This is a genomic window from Aurantimonas aggregata (genome assembly GCF_010500835.1).
GTDB lineage: Bacteria > Pseudomonadota > Alphaproteobacteria > Rhizobiales > Rhizobiaceae > Aurantimonas > Aurantimonas aggregata.
Window position 1 is genome coordinate 1 of record NZ_JAAAMJ010000032.1, and the last position, 22,452, is coordinate 22,452.

The window sequence follows — 22,452 nt, forward strand, 5'->3', positions numbered from 1 at the left end:
GCGCTCCGCTCCATGCGGGGCGCCCGAAACCCCCGGCGTTATGCGCAGCAATCCCCGCCAAAACCCACAGAAAGCCAGACCTCACAGCACAGCGCTTCGCATAATCCCACTCTCCGCATAATCGACGTTATGCGGCGCGCCGCATAACGTCGAGATCGGCGCCGCCTGGTCCAAGCGCTCCAACGAGGGTCGCGACTATCTCGGTCTGAAGCTGGACGATCCGAGCTTCAACGCTCCGATCTACGCCAACCTCTTCGACGACGAGGAAGGCGAAGCCTTCAGCCTTGTGTGGAGCCGTCCCGCTAAGCCGCGTGACTGACGGCCAACGAGGCCCTCCCGGCTAGCCGGGAGGGCCTCAGCCGTTGGTGTCGAGCCCGACTACAGCCTTGGCTAATGAGCCCGGAGATGAGCAGGGGCCGACACCTTCCAGCTCGAAGCCCGAACAGTTGCTCGGGTGCGAACCCGAACTCACAAGGATGGGACAAGCTTATGGATATCGCCCGCTACATAGGAATTGGCGTCGCCAAAGACCGGCCCGACGTACAAATCAGACCAAACGCAAAGGCGTTCGCCGTCGCAAACACTCCTGCCGGCGTTGCCGAACTGGCTGAATGTCGCGCTGCAGCTGAAGATCGAGAAGGTCATCTTGGAAGCCAGCGGCGGCTACGAGAAGCAGGCGTCCTTTGCGAAATCGCGGACTTCCAGCCTCGCGATACCGCGTCTTTGTGTCCGGCAGTCAGACAAGCGACCCTCGACCCAGGTCATTCCTCGCGACCGGCACGCGAGGAGAGCCGGCGCTCCGGCGCCGGCCGCAGCGCGGCGTTGTCAGACGCCGGTGTCGCGGGTTCACGATCGCCACGGGGAGGCCAGCCTCGCCGGTCGCATAGCAAAGACGGACACGATAGACGCCGCCGCCGGAGGTCGCTCTGACCGCTTGCATGAGAAAGCTGCTGACCATCCTGAACGCGATGGCGCGTGACGGCCGCGGGTGGTGCCACGGGTCAACAATCTGAGAGCGCGCAGTAAATATCGCTGGTCTGGTCTCGACCGACCCAGTGTCGACCGGAAATCGGTATAATGGCGCTCGCCCAAAACGGAACGATCCTGACCTGGGTATCGGACGCTCTCTCGCCCCGCAGAAAACCCGGAATCACACCAGGGCACCAAAACCGACCGGCTGTGCCCATGGGTTTATGTATAACATCGGAAGCCGTTCTATTCGAGTCGGTTCGCGGCTATGTGTCATCTCGGTATCGAAATACCTACGCCGAATGCTGCTTCGCACGAAAGGATGATAAATGGTCAGCCGCGAGCAACTGATCGAACGCCAGCGCGTCCTTGCCAAGTTCAGTGAGTTCGCTCTGCGGGGCAGCGAGCTTCAGGATGTTTTGGAGGAGGCTTGCCGCCTCGTCGGCGACGCGCTGGGGACCGATCTAGCCAAGGTGCTGGAAATCCAGCCGGACGGACGATCGATCTTGGTAAGAGCCGGTTGCGGCTGGCGTCCCGGCATCGTGGGTGAAACAACCCTGCAAATGGAAGAGAAGTCATCGGAGACATACGCCATCAAAGTAGCGGAGCCGGTCGTAACGCCTGATATACACAAAGAAGAGCGGTTTGTATTGCCCCCTTTCCTGGTCGATCACGGGGTGAAGGCTATCGTGAACGTGCCTATATTCGTGTCACGCGATGAAAGGGCATATGGTCTGCTGCAGGTGGACAGCACCAGCCCTCGCGATTTCGGCGAGGAGGATATCGAGTTCCTACGCATATACGCAGGCGTCTTGGGACCGGTGATCGATCGGCTCCACAAGCGTCACGATCTCGCAGTCGCGCTGGATGCGAACAAGCGGCTGCTGGTCGAGCTGCAACACCGCATCAAGAACAACATCGGCATGATTACGAGCCTGGTGCACATGCGTGCGCGGGGCGCAAAGTCCGACGACGCCCGCGCTGAACTGGAGATTGTCGGTGATCGTATAGAAACGCTCAGGCTGGCACATGAGCATGTATATGCGGAGGGCAGCAGCACCCTTTCACTCCGCTCCTACGCCAGCAAGATACTCCAACATCTTATCGACCTTCACGGTGATCACGCCGGCGCGATCAAGCTCACCATTCACGTTGATGATATCAAGCTCGGTCCGGATCGGGCCGTGCCGTTGGGTTTGATCATCAACGAGTTCGCGACCAACAGTCTCAAATACGCGTTTGGGTCGGCAGGCGGCGCGATCTCGCTTCGCATAGAGCGCCTTGAGGATAGCCGCATTCAGGCCGTCATCGCTGATGACGGGCGCGGCCTGCCAGCGAACCCCACGACCGGGATTCCTGGATCGGGTACGGGCATGAAGCTTATCGGGGGGTTGGCACGCCAGCTTCAAGCCGAGGCAATCTGGTCCTCCGTCAAGGGAACCCAACTCAAGCTCGTGTTTGCTGATCCGGCTAAACGCGGCCGATCGTGAACGCGGACCACGGCCAATAATTTGCCCCTCGCGGTAAGCGGGCAGCGCTTGTCCAAGTGTGAGGAGGGACAAAAAACCCGTCAGGACGAACCCAAGTGCCTCTTTCGGCGTTCATATTGGTCATCAAACCGGAGAGTTGCGCCGCGTGTGTCACGTTTTGATCATTGAGGACGAGCCGCTGATGGCGATGGACCTCGAAGCCTTGTTGGAGCAGGAAGGAGCGACCTCGTTCTCATTCGCCGCTTCCCAGGATGAAGCCGTCCGCGAGGCGCTCGCGCGAAAGCCCGATCTCATCACATCTGACGTTACCCTGACAGAAGGGACCGGCCCCCTTGCCGTCTCGATCATCCTTGATGCGATCGGGCCGGTTCCGGTGATCTTTATCACTGGTACACCTGAGGCGTGCGAGCCCCGCAAGCCAGGATGTCCCATCCTGACCAAGCCCTTCGATCGTGCCGCTATCGTACAGGCATTTCACGACCTTGTACCCGACGCGTGAGCGACACTGCAGCTCCGTTTCCGCACGCCCTGACCGCAAATCATCGAGCGCAGACCTTCCTTTCGCCCTCAAACTACTCGAAACACAGTTGCTTGTGTGGAGCCGTCCCAACGGCCGCCGCGCCGACTAACCCGCCCGCGACGCCCCGCCCGGTCATCGGGCGGGGCAAGTCCTTCAAGGCCTTGCGAACACCGCACGAAGCCGCTTTCAGGCTGCCCCGCACGGCCGGCCTTCCGGCTTTGCACATTGTCGGCTTTACGGTTCGGCGGTTGGGCGGCGTTACGGGTTGCCCGCGGTCCGGACGCGCGGATTAAGCACGCGCGCTGAACTGTAACGCGACAAGCCGAGAGTCATGTTTCGGCGTCCTCCACCGTTTCATCGAGGAGATCGGCGGGCTTCACGTTCAACGCTTCCGCCAAATGCCACATCGTCAACAGCGTGACGTTTTGCTGGCCCCGCTCCATGCCGCTGACATAGGCGCGGTCCACACCCATTTTCACGGCGACCGCCTCCTGACTCAGACCGGCAGCGCCCCTATACCTCCTGACGTTGGCTCCAAAAATTCTGCGAATGTCCATCCGCAGGATAGGAGACAATCGTGCATTATATCGCTACGTGTTATAATACACGGCCATGCGGCCTGCGCGTGATGCCGCCAGCGGGCTGCCGCGATGCGTGAAAAGCATCGGGGAATTTCAGCTATCGGTCTGGTTTGCAGTTGCGATGCGGATACGATTGATTAACCAAAGACCATGAGCGCGTCGATGACAGTCATCACTTTCCAGGACCGTCCGCCCGATGGCGACCGCCTGACAGGTTACGACGAAACCCATCTTGCTCTCTATATTCGCCTCCTTGACGCCGCTTCCGAAGGCGCCGACTGGCGTGAGGCGGTGCGGATTCTGTTCGGGCTCGATCCCGACCGCGATCCTGGTCGCGCTCGAATGGTTCATGACAGCCATCTTGCGCGCGCCCGCTGGATGACGAGCACCGGCTATCGCGAGCTCCTCCGACCCCCGAGTGTCCTAAAGCAAGACACTCTTTGAGGTTGCGGAAGCATCGCGCCCCCAAAGTTTGGGGACTTCCGCCAAATCTCGTCAGCGGCAACTCTTCGCGCTTAGGGGGCCACTCTGAGCGCGGACGAGGAGACGCGTATGCCCGCACCGCCCGATTGGCGATCAGAAGAAACCGAGCGCCAACTAAACAAGCTGGAGCGGCAAGGCTTCGCGTGGGAGTTTCTGCGCCGCAATCCGGACTATCGCCGCGAATATGAACATCTGCGCGCGGGACAGCCTGACCGGCCTGGCGCTTCGGTGCCGCATACGAGCGTCCCCCCGCAATGGGGGTTGCGCTTTCGTGCTAGATCCCGACCGCACAGCCAGCAAGACCGCAATTTTCTGGCGGCCGGAATTTGTCGCCAGCGTATTGCTCCTTGAAGCCGCGCCGCCCATTTTCCGCTCGGCCCGACGGCTCAAACAATTCGATCTAATCGACGCTACGCAACACGCGCTGATCGGCGGCGGCAGCGCCGTCGTGCTGCCCGATGCCGGCGGCAATCACGAATTAATAGTCGGCGCTAACGACCCGACCCAGCCGCTCGCAGTCATGCTGCCGCTCGACGCCAACTTCCACATCCGCGTCGAAGCGGCGCTCCGGCTCCATCGCCGCCTATTCGGACGAGCCGCCGGTCCGCTACCGCGTGCCCTCACGCTTACACCGCGCCATCGCCTGCGGCTGGTGCGCATGGTGCGCGCGCTCGATGGCCAATCGTCGGGCGCCAGCTATCGCGAAATCGCTGCGGTGCTCTTCGAAACGCACCAGCAATCCGCGACCGAATGGAAAACGTCGTCCATCCGTGCCCAGACAATCCGCTTGGTCAAGGATGCCGAGACGATGGTGCGCGGCGGCTATCTCCGCTTGCTGGCAGGCCGCTGACCTACGTCGCGGCGCCCATCGCGCAATGGCCGCAAGGGGGTACGCGCACAGAGGGGTCTCACTCCGTCATCCACCCTGACGCCGTTGGTTCGCCATCGTGGTCGCTGCTTCGCCACCGCACGCCGGCGTCGCAGGCGATGCCCCGGAGGCCCGAATGTCAGCAGCGCGACCCGACTCCCCGCCACGCTATCTCCGCACACCCGAGGCGGCGCGCTTTCTCGGTCTGTCCGGTCGCACGCTCGAGAAGCACCGCACCTATGGCACGGGACCGGTCTATCGCAAGCTGGGCGGCCGCATTGTCTATGCCCTCGACGATTTACAAGCTTGGGCCGATCGCGGCACACGGCAGTCGACATCCGATCCAGGCCACGGCGTCGTCCATCCCGCCAAGCGGCTCGCGACGCCGGCCGATGGAACGCCCCTGCGTCGCGGCGGCGCGTCATGATCGTGGCGCTTCTCAATCAGAAGGGCGGCGTCGGCAAGACGACGCTCGCACTGCATCTCGCCGGTGAATGGGCTCGGCGAGGAAAGCGCGTCGTTCTCATCGACGCCGATCCCCAAGGCTCGGCGCTCGACTGGTCGCAGCAGCGAGCGCGCGAAGGCCTGGCACGCCTGTTTGGTTTCGTCGGTCTGGCGCGAGATACGCTTCATAGCGAAGCGCCGGAACTCGCCCGAGGCGCCGATCATGTGGTGATCGACGGGCCACCGCGCGTCGCCAGCCTGATGCGGTCCGCGCTGCTTGCCGCCGACGTGGTGCTGATCCCCGTGCAGCCGTCCCCTTTCGATGGCTGGGCCTCCGCGGAGATGCTCTCGCTGCTCGGCGAGGCGCGGTTTTATCGCCCCCAGCTCGCCGCCCGCTTCGTGCGGAATCGATGTGGAGCGCGCACGGTCATCGCCCGCGAGACGGCTGGGACGCTCGCCGATCACGATCCGCCGGTATTCACCAGCGCCATCGGCCAGCGCGTCGTCTTCGCCAACGCGGCGCGGTCCGGACGCCTCGTCTCGGAAATCAACGAACACAGCCCGGCGGCGCGCGAGATCACCGCGCTGTGCGCGGAGGTCGGAAGGATCGCGCCATGACAGAGCGATCCAACAAACGTGCCTTCACCGCACCTCCAGCCGATCCTGAGAGCTGGGTGAAAGACCCCGATCCGCGCCCTGGGCGCGGCGGCGACGCCGCCAATTTCTCCGCGCGGCTCACCGTCGACGTCACGCCTGACCTGCGCGGCCAGATCAAGATCGCCGCGTTCCAGCGCGGCGTCACCGTCGCCGACATGCTGCGCGAACTGCTCGCTCGCGAGTTTACTCCGACCGAGGGAGGCACGCCATGAACGGCGCTCCTGACTTGCCGCGCGTGGCGACGCCGACTGTGGTCGGTCTGACCCATGTCGAACTGACTTGGCTTGAGAAGAGGATCGAATACTGGATCAGATTCGGCCAGGACGTCCAAGAACGGATTCTCGACCGCCGCCGGCGCGTCGTCAGCTTCCCGCCCCATAGCGTCTTCGCCTTCGTCCGATGGGCGTCCAACGACTTCGGGACGATCATCTCACGCATCGACATCGTGCGCGCGATCTCGCCTGGCGAACCTTATCAGACGCTGCCTTTCGTGCGGCCCGGCGGCGACATCCTGCTGAAGGCCGAAAGCTGGCCGAAGGTTGAACGCGTCCTGCAGATCGTCGACGCCATCGAGTCGATCGGCATCAACCCCGCCGAGGTCTCGCCGCATCATTGGCGGCACGTTCACAATCGTCTCGCGGTTGGCCAAGAGCCGCGCAGCTACACGGCCGAGCAGCATCGGGCCATCCTTTTGCGCCGACGAGTCGGGCCATGACCCGCTTCGGCTACGTCATCACGACGTACTTCACCGTGATGCTGATCGGCGGCCTGTCGTTCATCGACATCACGCCCCGGCTGATCTGGAACGCCTCCGCCAGCACGCCGATCGGACTCTATTCGCTCGATCGGCCGCCGCGCCTTGAAGTGACTGACCTGGTCGCCGTGGAAGCACCAGAGCCGCTCGCATCATTCCTTTCCGAGCGCGGCTACCTGCAGCGCGGCGTTCCTCTGATGAAGCGTGTCGCCGGCCTTCCGGGGCAACAAGTCTGCCGTACCGGCGCCCACGTCACCGTCAACGGCGTCGCGATGGGCGAGGCGCTCGACCGCGATCGGCTCGGCCGCGCTCTGCCGGTCTGGTGGGGCTGCCGGCACATCGCCGAAGGCGAAATCTTCCTCATGAACTGGTCCGTCGAGGACAGCCTCGACGGCCGCTACTTCGGTCCGATTTTCACCCGCTCGATCATCGGCCGCGCAAAGCCGCTGTGGACCGATGAAGACGGCGACGGTCGCTTCGAATGGCGCGCCGCGACGCGGTGAACGACGCGCCCACACGACTCACCGCATAATAAAGGAGTCTTCTCATGCCGCAGATCGGCGAATTCACGCGCACCAAGAACGGCTACGCCGGCCACATCCGCACGCTCTCGCTGGACGTCGAGATCGTGCTGGTCCCCGCCGAGAACACTGACGCCGAAAATGCGCCAGACTATCGTGTTCATCACGGCAATGATGACAGACCCGAGATCGGCGCCGGTTGGAAGCGCACCGGCGAAAAGGCAGGCGAATATGTCTCCCTGCAGATCGATGATCCCACACTAGCCCAGCCGATCCGCGCGAATTTGTTCCAATCGACCGAGAGCAAATCCGCCTGGAGCCTGCACTGGAACCGTCCGCCCAAGCGCGGCGAGCGGGACTGAACGATGTCCGCCTCGCGCCATCACGCTGTCGTCGGGCGGCTGAACGCCGTCGAACTGACAGCCTTCCTTCTCCTTTCCGGCATGATCCTCGCCGTGCCGGTCAGCGCCACAGCGAACGCTCAGAATGCACCGGCGAGTCAAACAGCGGCGATCCATCCGTTCGCCGTTCACATCGAAGAAGCCGCACGGCGTTTCGGCATCCCGGCTGCGTGGATTCGCGCCGTCATGCGCGCGGAGAGCGCAGGCGATGTGCGTGCGATCTCCTCTGCAGGCGCGATGGGCTTGATGCAGATCATGCCCGACACCTGGGCGGAGCTGCGCGTCCACCATCGGCTTGGGCGTGATCCCTATGATCCGCGCGACAACATCCTGGCGGGGACGGCTTACTTGCGTGAGATGTACGATCGCTACGGCTCACCGGGCTTTCTAGCGGCCTATAACGCCGGACCAGGGCGCTACGAAGAATATCTCGCGGGCCGCCCGTTGCCGACCGAAACCCGCGCGTACGTCACCGCCTTGCTCCCTTCTTTCGGCGGCGGTGACCTACCGGGTGCAGTCACCGTCGCCGCAGCCGATCCCCGCGCCTGGACTCGTGCGCCGTTGTTTATCATGCGCGATGAGCGCATCGCCGCTGTCAATCCAGCGCAAACGGCCAGCCACCCGGGCGACGCTCCGGCGGCAGCTCCCGTGCGCGAGGCTTCCGCGATCATGCCGCAGTCTGCTGGCCTGTTCGTCGCGCGATCCGTCGCCCGAGGCCCGCGATGACGCGCGTCAGTCTCCTTCGCAGTCTGGCGTGCCCCGTCGCATCATGGCGTGCGGCGAGGGGGAAGCAGGGCAACACAACCGCACGATGGCAGGATAAAGGGGCGCGATGTGAGCCTCGGTTCGGTTGTGCTTTTTCAAGGGCTTACGCTGCGAATTCGCGAGGTGCGCCTGAACGGCGCAGCCTGCGGGTTCCGCGATTCTTCAAGATTATCCGCGCGATGGCGCGATGTGCGGGCTCGCGGCGATGAGCGGCGATGACGATTTCCGCATCCGGCCAGGCCGCATCCGCTCCACGAGCGCGCAGCGCGCCAGACCGTTCATCGCCCAGGCGCTCGCTGCCGCCCAGCGCGCCGGCGGCTCGGTCTCGCGCAAGGGCACGATCGGTCCTGGCTACCGCTCGCGGTTCGGCCGGGGCCAGCGTGCGTCAGTGCAGGCCAACCGGCACATCACGTCCCGCTCGCGCGGCGCCGTCGTCAAGGCGCGTGTGGTCCGCCACGGCGGACGCAACGCGCCGCTCGCGACTCACCTGAACTATCTGCGCCGCGAGAGCGTCACCCGGGACGGAGAAAGGGCCCGGCTGTTCGGACCTGGCGCCGATGACGCCGACCCGAAGGCGTTCGCGGAGCGGTGCGAGGATGACCGGCACCATTTCCGGTTCATCGTCTCGCCCGACGACGCCGTGGAAATGGCGGACCTCAAGACCTTTACGCATGATCTCGTCGGGCAGATGGAGAAAGACCTCGGCACCAAACTCGATTGGGTCGCCGTCGACCATTGGAACACCGAACATCCCCACGTCCACCTGATCGTCCGCGGCGTGCGCGAGGATGGCGAGAACCTCATCATCTCCCGCGACTACATCAAGGAGGGGATGCGGGATCGGGCGCGAGATCTGATCACCCAAGAACTCGGACCGCGCACCGATCAGGAAATCCGCCGCACGCTCGAGCCCCAAATCGACACGGAGCGCTGGACCAATCTTGATCGGCAGCTCGCCCGCGACAGTTACCGCACCGGCGTCGTCGACCTCGCGCCGCGGCCCGACCGCCAGCCCGACGAATTTCATGCGCTCAAGGTCGGACGCCTACGCAAGCTTGAGTCCCTCGGCCTTGCCGATCAGATCGGTCCCGGCCAGTGGGCGATTTCGGAGAACGCCGAGACGACGCTGCGCGAGCTGGGCGAGCGCGGCGACATCATCAAGCGAATCCATCGCGGCCTGACCGAACACGGGATCGAACGCGGCGTCGCCAGCTATGTGCTCGCCGGCGAAAGCCTGGACGATCCCGTCGTCGGCCGGCTGGTCGCCCGCGGTCTCGACGATGAGTTGAAGGGCACGGCCTATGCCGTGGTCGACGGCACGGACGGCCGCACCCATCACATCAAGCTGCCCGACCTCGACGCCGCCGGCGACAGCGCGCCCGGCTCGATCGTCGAGTTGCGCAGGTTCGATGACGCGAAGGGGCAGCGTCGCGTCGCGATGGCAGTCCGGTCAGACCTCACCATCGAGCAGCAGGTCACGGCGACAGGCGCCACCTGGCTTGACCGGCAGGCGATCGCCCGCGAGCCGGTTGCGCTCGGCGGCCGAGGCTTCGGCGCGGAGGTGCGCGAAGCCCTGGACCGGCGCGCCGAACACCTGATTGGGCAAGGTCTGGCCGAACGTCAGAACCGCGGTGTCAGCTTCAGCCGCAACCTGATCGAGACGTTACGCCGGCGCGAGCTGGACGCCGCAGGCGCCAAGCTCGCCGCAGAGAGCGGCCGCCCCTTCAATAAGGTCGCGGCGGGGGAGTACGTCGCTGGCGCCTACCAGCGGCGCATCGCGCTCGCCTCCGGCCGCTTCGCGATGATCGATGACGGACTCGGTTTCCAGCTCGTGCCCTGGTCGCCGTCACTCGAAAAGCAGCTAGGTCGCCACGTCTCGGGTCTCGCGCGCAGCGATGGCGGCATCGACTGGAGCTTCGGCCGCAAGCGGGGGCTCGGCCTTTGAGCAGCGCGCCCTATCAAGAAAGGACTCCACTATGTCGGCCACCAAAATCCTCTGGGGCCAGATCCTTGTCGTCTCCCTGATTGTGCTCGCCACCACCTGGGCCGCGACGCAATGGACGGCTTGGCAACTCGGCTTCCAACCGCAACTCGGCCGGCCTTGGTTCGATCTCTTCGGCTGGCCGATCTACTATCCGCCGGCCTTTTTCTGGTGGTGGTATTTCTACGACGCCTATGCACCCCGCGTTTTCGTCGAGGGCGCCTATATCGCAGCATCGGGCGGCTTCATCGCCATCGCGGTCGCCATCGGCATGTCGGTCTGGCGTGCGCGCGAGGCAAAGAATGTCGAGACCTATGGCTCGGCGCGCTGGGCGCGGGCTGACGAAGTGCGGGCCGCCGGTTTGCTTGGGCCCGATGGCGTCGTGATCGGGAAGTTCGACCACGCCTACCTCCGTCATGACGGACCAGAGCATGTGCTTTGCTTCGCGCCGACCCGCTCCGGCAAGGGCGTCGGCCTCGTGGTGCCGTCGCTGCTGACCTGGCCAGGCTCAGCCATCGTCCACGACATCAAGGGCGAGAACTGGCAACTCACCGCGGGCTTCCGCGCCCGGCATGGACGCGTGCTGCTGTTCGATCCGACCAACGCGAAGTCCGCCGCCTACAACCCACTTCTCGAAGTCCGCCGCGGCGAATGGGAGGTCCGCGACGTCCAGAACATCGCCGACATCCTGGTCGACCCGGAAGGGAGTTTGGAGAAGCGGAACCATTGGGAGAAGACCAGTCATGCGCTGCTGGTCGGCGTCATCCTCCACGTCCTCTATGCCGAGGCGGACAAGACGCTCGCGGGCGTCGCCGCTTTCCTTTCCGATCCGAAGCGGCCGATCGAGTCGACGCTCGCGGCCATGATGAAGACCGCGCATCTCGGCGATGCCGGGCCGCATCCGGTGATCGCCAGCGCAGCCCGCGAGCTGCTCAACAAATCCGACAATGAACGGTCGGGCGTGCTGTCGACCGCGATGTCGTTCCTCGGACTCTATCGGGATCCGGTCGTCGCCGCAGTCACGCGACGTTGCGACTGGCGCATCACCGACATCGTCGGTGGCAAGCATCCGACGACGCTCTATCTCGTGGTGCCCCCCTCCGACATCGCGCGCACCAAGCCACTGATCCGCCTGATCCTCAATCAGGTCGGACGCCGATTGACGGAGGATCTCAATGCCAATGGCAGGCGGCATCGATTACTGCTCATGCTTGACGAGTTTCCCGCGCTGGGGCGGCTCGACTTCTTCGAGTCCGCGCTGGCCTTCATGGCCGGCTACGGACTGAAGAGCTTCCTCATCGCACAGTCGCTGAACCAGATCGAAAAGGCTTATGGCCCTAACAACTCCATTCTCGACAACTGCCATGTCCGGATCAGCTTCGCCACCAACGACGAACGGACAGCCAAGCGCGTGTCCGATGCGTTAGGAACCGCGACCGAAATGCGCGCGATGCGCAACTATGCCGGACACCGGCTCAGCCCGTGGCTCGGTCACCTAATGGTCTCGCGCTCGGAGACCGCGCGCCCACTGTTGACGCCGGGCGAGGTGATGCAGCTCCCGCCCGCCGACGAGATCGTCATGGTCGCGGGCACACCGCCTATCCGCGCTAAGAAAGCGCGCTACTTCGAGGATCGGCGCTTCCAGGAGCGTGTGTTGCCGCCGCCGAGGCTCGTAAAGCCAGTCGCGGGAAAGCCGGACGATTGGAGCGCCCTGCCATTGCCGTCGGGGCCGCAACTCGATGCAGCCGCGCCGCAGGACGGTACGGGCGACGACGACACAACCGGCTCCGAACGGCGTCAGCAACCAGAGCTGACAGCCTTGAAGCCTGTCGAGAAGAAGGCGCCGATCGACAATGAATTCGACCTCGATGGCCCCGACGATGCCGATGACGATGCCGCCCGCGCGGGCCGGTTGAACCAGGTCATGCAGGGCGTGGCGCGCCAAGTCTCGCTCGATCCCAATGACGGCATGGACCTCTGAGCGCACACATGACCAAGATTCCGAAGAAGCAGCGACTCTCGGTCTATCTCGGTCCGGACGTCATGAAGGCGCTCGCGGACTATGCGGCGCGTCGCGACCAATCGCGGTCCCTTATAGCCGAAGCGGGTATCGCATCGTTCCTCTCGCCCGACGCCGCCGAGCGCCAGGAAGCCGCGACCACCAAGCGGCTGGATCAGCTCGACCGGCGCATGACGCGCATGGAACGCGACCTCGGCATTTCAGTGGAAATGCTGGCAGTGTTCGTCCGCTTCTGGCTCACCACGAACCCGCCATTGCCGGAGCCGGCTCAGGCGGCAGCACGCGCGCAGGCCGGTGAGCGCTACGACGCCTTCGTCGCCGCACTCGGGCGTCGACTCGCGAAGGGACCGAAGGTGCGCGAGGAGATTTCGGAAGACGTTTCAGGCGTCGCGGGCGCGGAATAATCATCACGTCCGGCGTCGCAAGTCTTCACCCGTTCCGCCGTTTCCCTGTCTTCATACGCCAGAGCACTACGGCCGCATTGCGGTTGTTGCCATGCCCTAATATCTGCCTCTTCTACTCATCCCCGATCCAGGGCCGCACTGAGTGGTCCCATAACAGAACGGGGACGACGTGGCGGTTTCTCACCAGCAATCCGAGGCGAACTCACGCGGTGCGCGCATGCTGCGCACCGCGCTCGGCCCCGCCATCGCCGGATTCCTGGAAGACGCGGGCGTCGTCGAGGTGATGCTCAACCCCGATGGACGGCTCTGGATCGACCGGCTGTCCGAGGGCCTGTCCGACACGGGTGAGCGGCTTTCGCCGGCCGATGGCGAGCGGATCATCCGTCTGGTCGCTCACCATGTCGGCGCCGAGGTTCATGCCGGAGCGCCTCGCGTCTCGGCCGAGCTGCCCGAAACGGGTGAGCGGTTCGAGGGTCTGTTGCCGCCCGTCGTCTCGGCTCCCGCCTTTGCGATCCGCAAGCCGGCCGTCGCCGTGTTCACGCTGCAGGATTACGTCGCCGCCGGGATCATGTCCGCGGATCAAGCCGACATCCTTCGCCACGCCGTCGCCGATCGCCGCAACATCCTGGTCGCCGGCGGCACCTCGACCGGCAAGACCACGCTCACCAACGCCCTTCTCGCCGAAGTATCGAAGACGTCCGATCGCATCGTACTGATCGAGGACACCCGCGAGCTACAATGCGCCGCGCCGAACCTTGTCGCCATGCGGACGAAGGACGGGGTCGCCTCGCTTTCCGATCTCGTCCGCTCCTCGCTGCGCCTGCGCCCTGATCGCATCCCGATCGGCGAGGTCCGCGGTGCGGAGGCGCTCGACCTCCTCAAGGCCTGGGGCACCGGCCATCCGGGCGGGATCGGGACGATCCACGCCGGCACCGCGATCGGCGCGCTGCGTCGCATGGAGCAACTCATCCAGGAGGCCGTCGTCACCGTGCCGCGCGCGCTGATCGCCGAAACCATCAACCTTGTCGCCGTGCTTGCCGGCCGCGGCTCTAACCGTCGCCTCGCCGAGCTCGCCCGCATCGACGGCCTGACGCCCGACGGCGACTACCGCGTCATCCCCGCCACCCAACCCATCACTGGAGATCCTGCATGACCAGACATGGTTTTCGTATCCGTCGTTTTGTCGCGACGGCGGCTTCCGTCGCCTTCTTCAACCTCGTCCTAGCGCCCGCATCCCACGCGTCTGGCTCCTCAATGCCCTGGGAGCAGCCGCTCCAGCAGATCCTCCAATCGATCGAAGGCCCGGTCGCCAAGATCATCGCGGTGATGATTATCATCATCACCGGCCTGACGCTGGCCTTCGGCGACACGTCGGGCGGCGCCCGCAAGCTGATCCAGATCGTGTTCGGGCTGAGCATCGCGTTCGCCGCGTCGAGTTTCTTCTTGTCGTTCTTCTCGTTCGGCGGCGGGGCGCTCGTCTGATGGCCGGCATCGCCGACACCGCCGGCGAAGTGCCGGGCTTCAGTGTGCCCGTCCATCGGGCGCTGACCGAGCACATCCTGCTCGGCGGCGCGCCGCGTTCGATCGCCATCCTCAACGGGACGCTGGCCGCCGCACTCGGCCTCGGCCTGCGGCTCTGGCTGGTCGGGCTGGGGCTCTGGGCGGTCGGGCACGTCGCCGCCGTCTGGGCGGCCAAACGCGATCCGCAATTCGTCGACGTGGTGCGCCGCCATCTGCGCATTCCCGGCCATCTTGGAGTCTGAGACCGGCCATGATGAACCTCGCCGAATATCGCCGCACCTCGACCCGCTTGGCCGATTTTCTGCCCTGGGTGGCGCTCGCGGGTGAAGGCGTCGTCCTGAATAAGGACGGCAGTTTCCAGCGCTCCGCGCGCTTCCGCGGTCCCGATCTCGACTCCGCCGTGCCCGCCGAACTGGTCGCCGTCGCCGGCCGGCTCAACAACGCCTTCCGCCGCCTCGGTTCTGGCTGGGCGATTTTCGTCGAAGCGCAGCGCCACGCCGTCGGCGCCTATCCGGCAAGTCGCTTTCCCGAGGCCGCGTCCGCGCTGGTCGATGCCGAGCGCAAGGCCGATTTCGAGGAAGACGCCGCGCATTTCGAATCCAGCTACTTCCTGACCTTCGTCTATCTCCCACCGGCCGAGGATGCCGCCCGCGCCGAGGGCTGGCTCTATGAGGGCAAAGCCGACAAGGGCGTCGATCCCCGGGAGGCGCTGCGCGGCTTCGCCGATCGCACCGATCGCGTGCTCCAGCTCGTCGAAAGCTTCATGCCGGAATGCCGCTGGCTCGATGACGCCGAGACGCTGACCTACCTGCATTCCTGCGTCTCGACCAAGCGCCACCGCGTGCGCGTACCCGAGACGCCGATCTATCTCGACGCGCTGCTGGCCGATCAGCCGCTGACCGGCGGCCTTGAGCCGCGGCTCGGCGATACGCATCTGCGCATCCTCACCATCGTCGGCTTTCCGTCGGTCACCACGCCCGGTCTGCTCGATGACCTCAACCGGCTCGCTTTCCCGTACCGCTGGTCGACCCGCGCGGTGCTCATGGACAAGACCGATGCGACGAAGCTGCTGACCAGGATCCGGCGGCAATGGTTTTCGAAGCGCAAGTCGATCGCTGCAATCCTGAAGGAGGTGATGACCAATGAGGCCTCCGCCCTGGTCGACACCGACGCCGCCAACAAGGCTGCCGACGCCGACATGGCACTACAGGAGCTCGGCGCCGACTATGCAGGCCAAGCTTACGTTACCGCCACGATCGCGGTCTGGGACGCCGATCCGCGCATCGCGGCGGAAAAACTGCGGCTGGTCGAGAAGATCGTCCAGGGCCGCGACTTCACCGCCATGCCCGAGACGATCAACGCGGTGGACGCCTGGCTCGGCAGCTTGCCGGGCCACGTCTACGCCAACGTTCGGCAGCCGCCAATTTCTACATTGAACCTCGCCCACATGATCCCGCTCTCGGCGGTATGGGCGGGGCCGGAACGGGACGAGCATTTTGCAGCGCCCCCTCTGCTCTTCGGCAAGACCGAAGGCTCGACCCCGTTCCGGTTTTCCCTTCATGTCGGCGATGTCGGCCATACGCTGATCGTCGGCCCGACCGGCGCCGGCAAGTCGGTGCTGCTCGCGCTGATGGCGCTGCAGTTCCGGCGCTATCCGGGCTCCCAGGTCTTCGCCTTCGACTTCGGCGGCTCGATCCGCGCCGCCGCGCTCGCCATGGGCGGCGACTGGCACGATCTCGGCGGCGGTTTGACCGAAGGCGCGGCCGACAGCGTATCACTCCAGCCGCTCGCTCGCATCCACGACGTTCCGGAGCGCGCCTGGGCGGCCGACTGGATCGTCGCCATCCTGATGCGCGAGGGCGTCGCGATCACGCCCGACGTGAAAGAACATCTCTGGACCGCGCTGACCTCGCTCGCCAGCGCCCCGGTCGGCGAACGCACGATCACCGGCCTTGCGGTCCTCTTGCAATCGAACGACCTCAAACAGGCGTTGCGGCCCTATTGCGTCGGCGGCGCCTATGGCCGGTTGCTCGACGCCGAGGCCGAGCGTCTCGGCGATGCCTCCGTCCAGGCCTTCGAGACCGAGGGCCTGATCGGAACGGACGCGGCGCCGGCCGTGCTCGCCTATCTCTTCCACCGCATTGAGGACCGCCTCGACGGTGCGCCTACGCTGCTCATAGTCGATGAAGGCTGGCTCGCTCTCGACGACAAGGGTTTCGCAGGCCAGCTGCGCGAATGGCTGAAGACGCTGCGCAAGAAGAACGCCTCCGTCGTTTTCGCCACTCAATCGCTTTCCGACATCGACGGCAGTCCGATCGCCCCGGCGATCATCGAGAGCTGCCCGACGCGGCTGCTGCTGCCCAACGAGCGCGCCATCGAGCCGCAGATCACCGCCATCTACCGGCGGTTCGGGCTCAACGACCGCCAGATCGAGATCCTCGCCCGCGCAATGCCCAAGCGCGACTATTACTGCCAGTCGCGCCGCGGGAACCGGCTGTTCGAACTCGGCCTCTCCGACGTCGCGCTGGCGCTCTGCGCCGCCTCGTCCAAGACCGACCAGGCCGCCATCGCGCGGCTTCTCGAAGAGCATGGCCGCGAAAACTTCCTGACCGAGTGGCTGCGTCTGCGCGGCGTCGCCTGGGCCGCCGACCTCATCCCCGACCTCACCAACCTGGAGACCAAGCCATGATCATCCGTCGCTCGCGCGCGGCGTTTTTCGCCGCGTCCATTCTGTCAGTCCCCGTCGCCATGTTGCCGGTCCTGACCACTCCGGCGTCCGCGCAATGGATCGTCTACGATCCGACCAACTATGCGCAGAACGTGCTTCAGGCCGCCCGTGCGCTGCAACAGATCAACAACCAGATCACGTCGCTTCAGAACCAGGCGACGTCGCTGATCAATCAGGCGCGCAATCTCGCAAGCCTGCCGTACTCCTCGCTCCAGCAGCTCCAGCAGTCGGTCCAGCGCACGCAGCAGCTTCTGAGCCAAGCGCAGCGCATCGCCTATGACGTCCAGCAGATCGATCAGGCGTTCACGTCGACCTACGGCAACGCCTCGCTCTCGGCCTCCGACCAGCAGTTGGTCGCGGGCGCCCGCGAGCGCTGGCAGAACACCGTCGGCGGCCTGCAGGACGCGATGCGCGTGCAGGCTGGCGTCGTCGGCAATATCGACACCAACCGCACGCAAATGTCGGCGTTGGTCGGCCAGAGCCAGGGCGCCACGGGCGCGCTACAGGCGACGCAGGCGGGCAACCAGCTTCTCGCCTTGCAGGCGCAGCAACTCGCCGACCTCACCGCTGTCGTCGCCGCCAACGGCAGGGCGCAGGCGCTGTCCGACGCCGAACGCGCCACAGCGGCTGAGCAGGGCCGTGAACAGCGTCGCCGCTTCCTGACGCCGGGCACGGGCTATCAGCCCGGCAACGCCCGCATGTTCCCGAACGGCAACTGAGGCCCAAGAGGATCACGTCATGGACGGCAAGCTCCTGGCCCGTATCGGCGCCATCGTCTTCGTCGCCGTCGCCATCACCGCGACGGCGATCGAGATGACCCGCAAAGAGGCCGAGCCGGTCGCCCCGGTTCTGCGTCCCGCCGTCATTGCGGTGACGTCCGATCCGCTGCGTGACCAGCTCATCGGGTGCGCGCGGATGGGCGAAGCCGGAACGCGGGACGCCACGTGTCTGCGCGCCTGGGCGGAGAACCGCGCGCGATTCCTCGCGCCGGGCAAGCAGTCGATAGAGCCACTTCCCGGGTCGCCTCTGGCGCCGCAGACCGATCCGTTGCCCACGCCGCCGATCGCCGACGACCCAATCCACAAGGAGATGGCGCCGGCGCTCGAACTCCAATCCGAAGAGGCGCGATAGCATCATGGGCGGCACCGGCGTCATCGACCAGTTCCTCGAGGTCTTCACCCGCTATATCGACTCGGGCTTCGGCCTGCTGAGCGGCGAGGTTGCGTTCATCGCCACCACCTTGATCGTAATCGATGTGACGCTGGCGGCGCTGTTCTGGAGCTGGGGCGCCGATGACGACATCCTGGCCCGGCTGGTCAAGAAGACGCTGTTCGTCGGCGTCTTCGCCTACATCATCGGCAATTGGAACAACCTCGCCCGCATCGTCTTCGAGAGCTTCGCCGGCCTTGGCTTGAAGGCCAGCGGCACCGGCTTCACCACGGCCGATCTGCTGCGCCCTGGCAAGGTGGCGCAGACCGGGCTCGACGCCGGCCGGCCGCTGCTGGAATCGATCTCCGGCCTGATGGGCTATTGGTCGTTCTTCGAAAACTTCATTCAGATCGCCTGCATGTTCCTCGCCTGGGCGCTGGTGCTGCTCGCCTTCTTCATCCTCGCCGTCCAGCTCTTCGTGACCCTGATCGAGTTCAAGCTGACGACGCTCGCCGGCTTCGTGCTGATCCCCTTCGGCCTGTTCGGCAAGTCGGCCTTCATGGCCGAGCGCGTGCTCGGCAACGTCATCTCGTCGGGCATCAAGGTGCTAGTGCTCGCCGTCATCATCGGCATCGGCTCGACCCTGTTCTCCCAGTTCACCGCCGGGTTCGGCGGTCAGACCCCAACCATCGACCAGGCGATGGCGATCGTGCTCGCCGCGCTGTCGCTCCTTGGCCTCGGCATCTTCGGTCCAGGCATCGCTAACGGCCTCGTCTCAGGCGGCCCACAGCTCGGCGCGGGCGCGGCAATCGGAACCGGGCTCGCCGCCGGCGGCATGGTCGCGACCGGTGCTGCTACCGTTGGCGCTGTCGCTTCCGGCGGCGCCGGGCTGGCTGGAGGCGCCGCGGCCGCCGCGCGCGGCGGAGCCGCGATGGCGGGTGGCGCAACCACCGCCTACAGCCTCGGTGCCGCCGGCCAGTCGGGTGCGTCAGGCGTCGCATCCGGCTTTGGCGGTGTCGCGCGCGCCGCTGGAAGTGCCGCCGTCTCGCCGCTGCGCCGCGCGGCCTCGCGCGCCGCCGACAGCATGAAGTCGAGCTTCAACCAAGGTGGCATGGCCGCGTTCGAGGCTACCGGCGGCTCCTCGACCAAAGGAACGATCGGCGGCGCGACCGCTGACGCCGGCGGGCCAGGCGCCTCGGGCGACGGGCCGCCCGCCTGGGCCCGCCGCATGAAACGCTCCCAGACCATGACCCACGGCGTCCAGGCCGCCGCCCACGCCGTCCGTTCCGGTGACAGCCACGGTGGCGGCTCTTCCATCAATCTTTCCGAAGGTGACCGCTGATGTTCAAACGACCTTCCACCCATTACGGCAAGGCACCCGAGGCCGAGACCCCCTACCAGCGCGCCGCGCAGGTCTGGGACGAGCGCATCGGCTCGGCACGCGTCCAGGCGAAGAACTGGCGCTTCATGGCGTTCGGATCGCTGGCCCTGTCGGCGGGCTTCGCCGCCGCGCTGGTCTTGCAGTCGACGCGCGGCACGATCGTCCCCTGGGTGGTGCAGGTCGATCGCCTCGGTCAGGCGCAGGCGGTCGCCCCCGCCGTCGCCGACTATCGTCCGACCGACCCGCAGATCGCGTTCCACCTCGCCCGCTTCATCGAGCAGGTCCGCTCGATCCCGGCCGACGCGATCATCGTCCGCCAGAACTGGCTGCGCGCCTACGACTTCACGACCAGTCAGGGTGCCGCAGCGCTCAACGACTATGCCCGCTCCAACGACCCCTTCACCAAGGTCGGGAAGCAGCAGGTCGCGGTCGATGTCTCCAGCGTGATCCGCGCCTCGCCCGACAGTTTTCGCGTCGCTTGGACCGAACGCCGTTACGAGAACGGCCAGCTCGCCGAGACGACGCGCTGGACCGCTATCCTCACCATAGTCGTGCAAATCCCCCGCAACGCCGATCGCCTCCGGGCCAATCCGCTCGGCATCTACGTCAACGCCATCAACTGGTCACGGGAGCTTGGGCAATGAAGCCGTCATTCCGTAAAGCCGGAAACCCGGCTTCACACACTTCCACGTTCGCAGCTTTGCTGCTTTCTGCAACGGCTCTGGCCGGCTGCGCCACCACCCAGAAGCCGCCCGAAATCTCGTATGACGATGCCGCCCCGGCCGTAATCGCGGCCGATCCGCCTGCGCCGGTCCAAGTCGTGGAGTTGCCGCGGCCGCTGCCCTTGCCCGGACAGATGAAGCCGGTCGAGCCCTCGCGCCGGACGCCGGAGCCCACTGATCCGGCCGCGCGCGTGAACCAAGCCAATGCCGCCGCCCGCGTGCAACCGGTGCGCGACGGGTTCATCAACGCCATGCAGGTCTATCCCTACACCGGCGGCGCGCTCTATCAGGTCTATACCGCCGTTGGCCAGATCACCGACATCGCGCTCCAGCCCGGCGAGCAGCTCGTCGGCTCCGGACCGGTCGCCGCCGGCGACACCGTGCGCTGGATCATCGGTGATACGGAAAGCGGCTCGGGCGCGACCCGCCAGATCCACATCCTGGTCAAGCCGACTCGCGCCGAGCTGATGACCAACCTCGTCATCAACACCAATCTGCGCACCTACCACATGGAGTTGCGCTCGACCGAGCGCACCTATATGGCCTCGGTCTCCTGGCAATACCCGCAGGATCAGCTCATCGCGCTGCGCCGCCAGAACGCTGAAGCCGAGGCGGCGCGTCCGGTCGCCACCGGCGTCGATCTCGCCAACATCAACTTTCGCTATGCGATCGAAGGCGACCGCGCAGCCTGGCGGCCGCTGCGCGCCTATGACGACGGCCGACAGGTGTTCATCGAGTTCCCGCGGGGCATCGGCCAGGGCGAGATGCCGCCGCTGTTCGTGGTCGGCCCCGAGGGCAACACCTCCGAGCTCGTTAACTACCGCGTCCGCGGCAACTACATGATCGTCGATCGCCTGTTCGCGGCCGCGGAGCTGCGCTTCGGCGCGGGCGACAGGCAGAAGCGCGTTCGGATCACTCGCACCGACGGGAGGCCGGCGTCATGAGCGAGAGCGATCCCCGGAAAGAGGAAGCGCCGGACGATGAAGCCCGGCCGCTTACCGGCGAGCCGTCCGGTCCCGCCACCATGCGGCTACGCGCCGAGCCGCCGCGGGTGACGCGGCTGTCGCGCAACGTACTCGCCGGCATTGGTCTCATGGCGAGCGTCGGTCTCGGCGGCGCACTGATCTACGCGCTCCAGACGCGGGATGGCGGCAAGTCCGCCGACGAGCTCTATTCCACCGATAACCGCTCGACCGCCGACGGCCTGGCCGGACTGCCGCGCGACTACAGCGGCATCCCGCAGCTCGGTCCTCCGCTGCCCGGCGATCTTGGCCGACCGATGCTGAGCGCGCAGAACCGTGGCCAGCCGGTGCCCAACCCCGGGATCGGCGCCAATCCCGGCCTCAGCGCCGAAGAGCAGCGCCGTCTGCAGGAGATCGAGACCGCGCGCACCGCCAAGCTCTTCGCCGGTACGGAAAGCCGGACGACCGCGACTTCGGGATCGGGCACGTCGACCGTGGCGCTCCCGCCAGCGCCTGACCTCACCAGCCTCGGTCTAGCGCCGCAACCCGCCACGCCGTCAGCCCAGGATCGCCAACTCGCGTTCCTCAATGCCGCCGCCGACCGGCGCACCGTCGCGCCCGACCGCGTTGCGGCCCCGGCTTCGGCGAACATCCTCCAGGCCGGCGCGGTGATTTCGGCGGCGCTGATCACCGGCATCCATTCGAACCTTCCGGGCCAGATCACCGCTCAGGTGACCGAGAATATCTATGACAGCCCGACCGGCCGCATCCTGCTCGTGCCGCAAGGCACCCGCATCATCGGGCAGTACGACAACAATGTTCAATTCGGCCAAAGTCGCGTGCTGCTGGTCTGGAACCGGCTGATCTTCCCAAACGGCCGCTCGATCGTGCTTGAGCGCCAGCCAGGCGCCGATGCCGAAGGCTATGCCGGCCTTCAGGATGGCGTCGATTATCACTGGTGGGACCTGGCCAAGGCGGCGGGTCTCTCAACGCTGCTGAGGGTCTGGAGCGCACCCCGTTTTGACCGAACAGGTGGCATAGCCGATAAGGCATAGGCATCCGCCTATGAGTACGACTATGTCGAAAGCTCCTGATGGCCCGTTTTCTCGGGTTGAAGTAATCACTTCCGTT

26 protein-coding genes and 1 pseudogene are annotated in these 22,452 nt (G+C 65.7%); 26 read left to right on the plus strand and 1 reads right to left on the minus strand.

From position 1 onward, the window contains the following. Window positions 1–151 precede the first annotated feature (151 nt). From GTW51_RS21400 to GTW51_RS21410, 3 genes and pseudogenes are all read left to right on the plus strand, one after another. Window positions 152–319, plus strand: a pseudogene (locus GTW51_RS21400) (DUF736 domain-containing protein); the annotation flags it as partial. 979 nt (window positions 320–1,298) lie between these two features. After that, window positions 1,299–2,459: a sensor histidine kinase gene (locus GTW51_RS21405; RefSeq protein WP_163046075.1), complete on the plus strand. Its 1,161-nt coding sequence runs from the start codon at window positions 1,299–1,301 to the stop codon at window positions 2,457–2,459. Between the two features lie 145 nt (window positions 2,460–2,604). Beyond that, the gene (locus tag GTW51_RS21410; RefSeq protein ID WP_163046076.1) at window positions 2,605–2,958 is read left to right on the plus strand and encodes a response regulator; all 354 of its coding nucleotides are present in this window, start codon (window positions 2,605–2,607) and stop codon (window positions 2,956–2,958) included. 350 nt (window positions 2,959–3,308) lie between these two features. On the opposite strand, the gene GTW51_RS21415 is transcribed toward GTW51_RS21410, so the two are convergent. Further along, window positions 3,309–3,536, minus strand: a complete 228-nt coding sequence (locus GTW51_RS21415) for a helix-turn-helix domain-containing protein (protein WP_163046097.1) — start codon at window positions 3,534–3,536, stop codon at window positions 3,309–3,311. 186 nt (window positions 3,537–3,722) lie between these two features. Between GTW51_RS21415 and GTW51_RS21420 the strand changes: the two genes are divergently transcribed. From GTW51_RS21420 to GTW51_RS21525, 23 genes are all read left to right on the plus strand, one after another. Next, window positions 3,723–4,004 (plus strand): DNA -binding domain-containing protein, encoded by a 282-nt coding sequence (locus GTW51_RS21420; protein WP_163046077.1) that lies wholly within the window; start codon window positions 3,723–3,725, stop codon window positions 4,002–4,004. 108 nt (window positions 4,005–4,112) lie between these two features. Beyond that, window positions 4,113–4,394, plus strand: a complete 282-nt coding sequence (locus GTW51_RS24175; protein ID WP_246233334.1) for a transcriptional regulator domain-containing protein — start codon at window positions 4,113–4,115, stop codon at window positions 4,392–4,394. After that, entirely contained in the window at window positions 4,315–4,893 is a 579-nt protein-coding gene (locus GTW51_RS21425; protein ID WP_343034089.1) for a DUF2285 domain-containing protein, read from the plus strand. Before GTW51_RS24175 ends, GTW51_RS21425 begins: the two co-directional genes overlap by 80 nt. Before the next feature lie 154 nt (window positions 4,894–5,047). After that, window positions 5,048–5,338, plus strand: coding sequence for a helix-turn-helix transcriptional regulator (locus GTW51_RS21430; protein ID WP_163046078.1), 291 nt, complete (start codon window positions 5,048–5,050; stop codon window positions 5,336–5,338). Beyond that, window positions 5,335–5,973, plus strand: a complete 639-nt coding sequence (gene parA / locus GTW51_RS21435) for a ParA family partition ATPase (RefSeq protein WP_163046079.1) — start codon at window positions 5,335–5,337, stop codon at window positions 5,971–5,973. The genes GTW51_RS21430 and parA overlap by 4 nt, the downstream gene beginning before the upstream one ends. Continuing rightward, window positions 5,970–6,224 carry a hypothetical protein gene (locus GTW51_RS21440; protein WP_163046080.1) on the plus strand — a complete coding sequence of 85 codons (255 nt, stop codon included), beginning with the start codon at window positions 5,970–5,972 and terminating at the stop codon, window positions 6,222–6,224. Before parA ends, GTW51_RS21440 begins: the two co-directional genes overlap by 4 nt. Further along, complete coding sequence (locus GTW51_RS21445) at window positions 6,221–6,727, plus strand: DUF2840 domain-containing protein (RefSeq protein WP_163046081.1); 507 nt, start codon at window positions 6,221–6,223, stop codon at window positions 6,725–6,727. Before GTW51_RS21440 ends, GTW51_RS21445 begins: the two co-directional genes overlap by 4 nt. Continuing rightward, a complete protein-coding gene (locus tag GTW51_RS21450; RefSeq protein WP_163046082.1) occupies window positions 6,724–7,269 on the plus strand; it encodes a S26 family signal peptidase in 546 nt (181 codons plus the stop codon). The genes GTW51_RS21445 and GTW51_RS21450 overlap by 4 nt, the downstream gene beginning before the upstream one ends. Before the next feature lie 44 nt (window positions 7,270–7,313). Next, the gene (locus GTW51_RS21455) at window positions 7,314–7,649 is read left to right on the plus strand and encodes a DUF736 domain-containing protein (RefSeq protein WP_163046083.1); all 336 of its coding nucleotides are present in this window, start codon (window positions 7,314–7,316) and stop codon (window positions 7,647–7,649) included. 3 nt (window positions 7,650–7,652) lie between these two features. Then, on the plus strand, window positions 7,653–8,414 hold the full coding sequence (locus GTW51_RS21460) for a lytic transglycosylase domain-containing protein (RefSeq protein ID WP_163046084.1): 762 nt from the start codon (window positions 7,653–7,655) through the stop codon (window positions 8,412–8,414). A gap of 244 nt (window positions 8,415–8,658) precedes the next feature. Next, window positions 8,659–10,398, plus strand: coding sequence for a relaxase/mobilization nuclease domain-containing protein (locus tag GTW51_RS21465; protein WP_163046100.1), 1,740 nt, complete (start codon window positions 8,659–8,661; stop codon window positions 10,396–10,398). A gap of 31 nt (window positions 10,399–10,429) precedes the next feature. Further along, window positions 10,430–12,415 carry a conjugal transfer protein TraG gene (locus tag GTW51_RS21470; RefSeq protein WP_163046099.1) on the plus strand — a complete coding sequence of 662 codons (1,986 nt, stop codon included), beginning with the start codon at window positions 10,430–10,432 and terminating at the stop codon, window positions 12,413–12,415. An 8-nt stretch (window positions 12,416–12,423) separates the two neighbouring features. Further along, entirely contained in the window at window positions 12,424–12,858 is a 435-nt protein-coding gene (locus tag GTW51_RS21475; protein WP_163046085.1) for a CopG family transcriptional regulator, read from the plus strand. 217 nt (window positions 12,859–13,075) lie between these two features. Further along, entirely contained in the window at window positions 13,076–14,011 is a 936-nt protein-coding gene (gene trbB, locus GTW51_RS21480) for a P-type conjugative transfer ATPase TrbB (protein WP_203566238.1), read from the plus strand. Beyond that, the gene (locus GTW51_RS21485) at window positions 14,008–14,340 is read left to right on the plus strand and encodes a TrbC/VirB2 family type IV secretion system protein (protein WP_163046087.1); all 333 of its coding nucleotides are present in this window, start codon (window positions 14,008–14,010) and stop codon (window positions 14,338–14,340) included. The genes trbB and GTW51_RS21485 overlap by 4 nt, the downstream gene beginning before the upstream one ends. After that, a complete protein-coding gene (locus GTW51_RS21490; protein WP_163046088.1) occupies window positions 14,340–14,621 on the plus strand; it encodes a VirB3 family type IV secretion system protein in 282 nt (93 codons plus the stop codon). Before GTW51_RS21485 ends, GTW51_RS21490 begins: the two co-directional genes overlap by 1 nt. Before the next feature lie 8 nt (window positions 14,622–14,629). Further along, the gene (gene trbE / locus GTW51_RS21495) at window positions 14,630–17,068 is read left to right on the plus strand and encodes a conjugal transfer protein TrbE (protein ID WP_163046089.1); all 2,439 of its coding nucleotides are present in this window, start codon (window positions 14,630–14,632) and stop codon (window positions 17,066–17,068) included. Further along, entirely contained in the window at window positions 17,065–17,826 is a 762-nt protein-coding gene (trbJ, locus tag GTW51_RS21500; protein WP_163046090.1) for a P-type conjugative transfer protein TrbJ, read from the plus strand. Before trbE ends, trbJ begins: the two co-directional genes overlap by 4 nt. A 19-nt stretch (window positions 17,827–17,845) precedes the next feature. Further along, window positions 17,846–18,238, plus strand: a complete 393-nt coding sequence (gene trbK-alt / locus GTW51_RS21505) for a putative entry exclusion protein TrbK-alt (protein WP_163046091.1) — start codon at window positions 17,846–17,848, stop codon at window positions 18,236–18,238. A 4-nt stretch (window positions 18,239–18,242) separates the two neighbouring features. After that, complete coding sequence (trbL, locus tag GTW51_RS21510) at window positions 18,243–19,598, plus strand: P-type conjugative transfer protein TrbL (RefSeq protein WP_163046092.1); 1,356 nt, start codon at window positions 18,243–18,245, stop codon at window positions 19,596–19,598. Further along, window positions 19,598–20,281, plus strand: a complete 684-nt coding sequence (gene trbF, locus GTW51_RS21515; RefSeq protein WP_163046093.1) for a conjugal transfer protein TrbF — start codon at window positions 19,598–19,600, stop codon at window positions 20,279–20,281. Before trbL ends, trbF begins: the two co-directional genes overlap by 1 nt. After that, the gene (trbG, locus tag GTW51_RS21520; protein WP_163046094.1) at window positions 20,278–21,303 is read left to right on the plus strand and encodes a P-type conjugative transfer protein TrbG; all 1,026 of its coding nucleotides are present in this window, start codon (window positions 20,278–20,280) and stop codon (window positions 21,301–21,303) included. Before trbF ends, trbG begins: the two co-directional genes overlap by 4 nt. Continuing rightward, window positions 21,300–22,376 carry a TraB/TrbI/VirB10 family type IV secretion system protein gene (locus GTW51_RS21525; protein ID WP_163046095.1) on the plus strand — a complete coding sequence of 359 codons (1,077 nt, stop codon included), beginning with the start codon at window positions 21,300–21,302 and terminating at the stop codon, window positions 22,374–22,376. Before trbG ends, GTW51_RS21525 begins: the two co-directional genes overlap by 4 nt. Window positions 22,377–22,452: the final 76 nt, after the last annotated feature.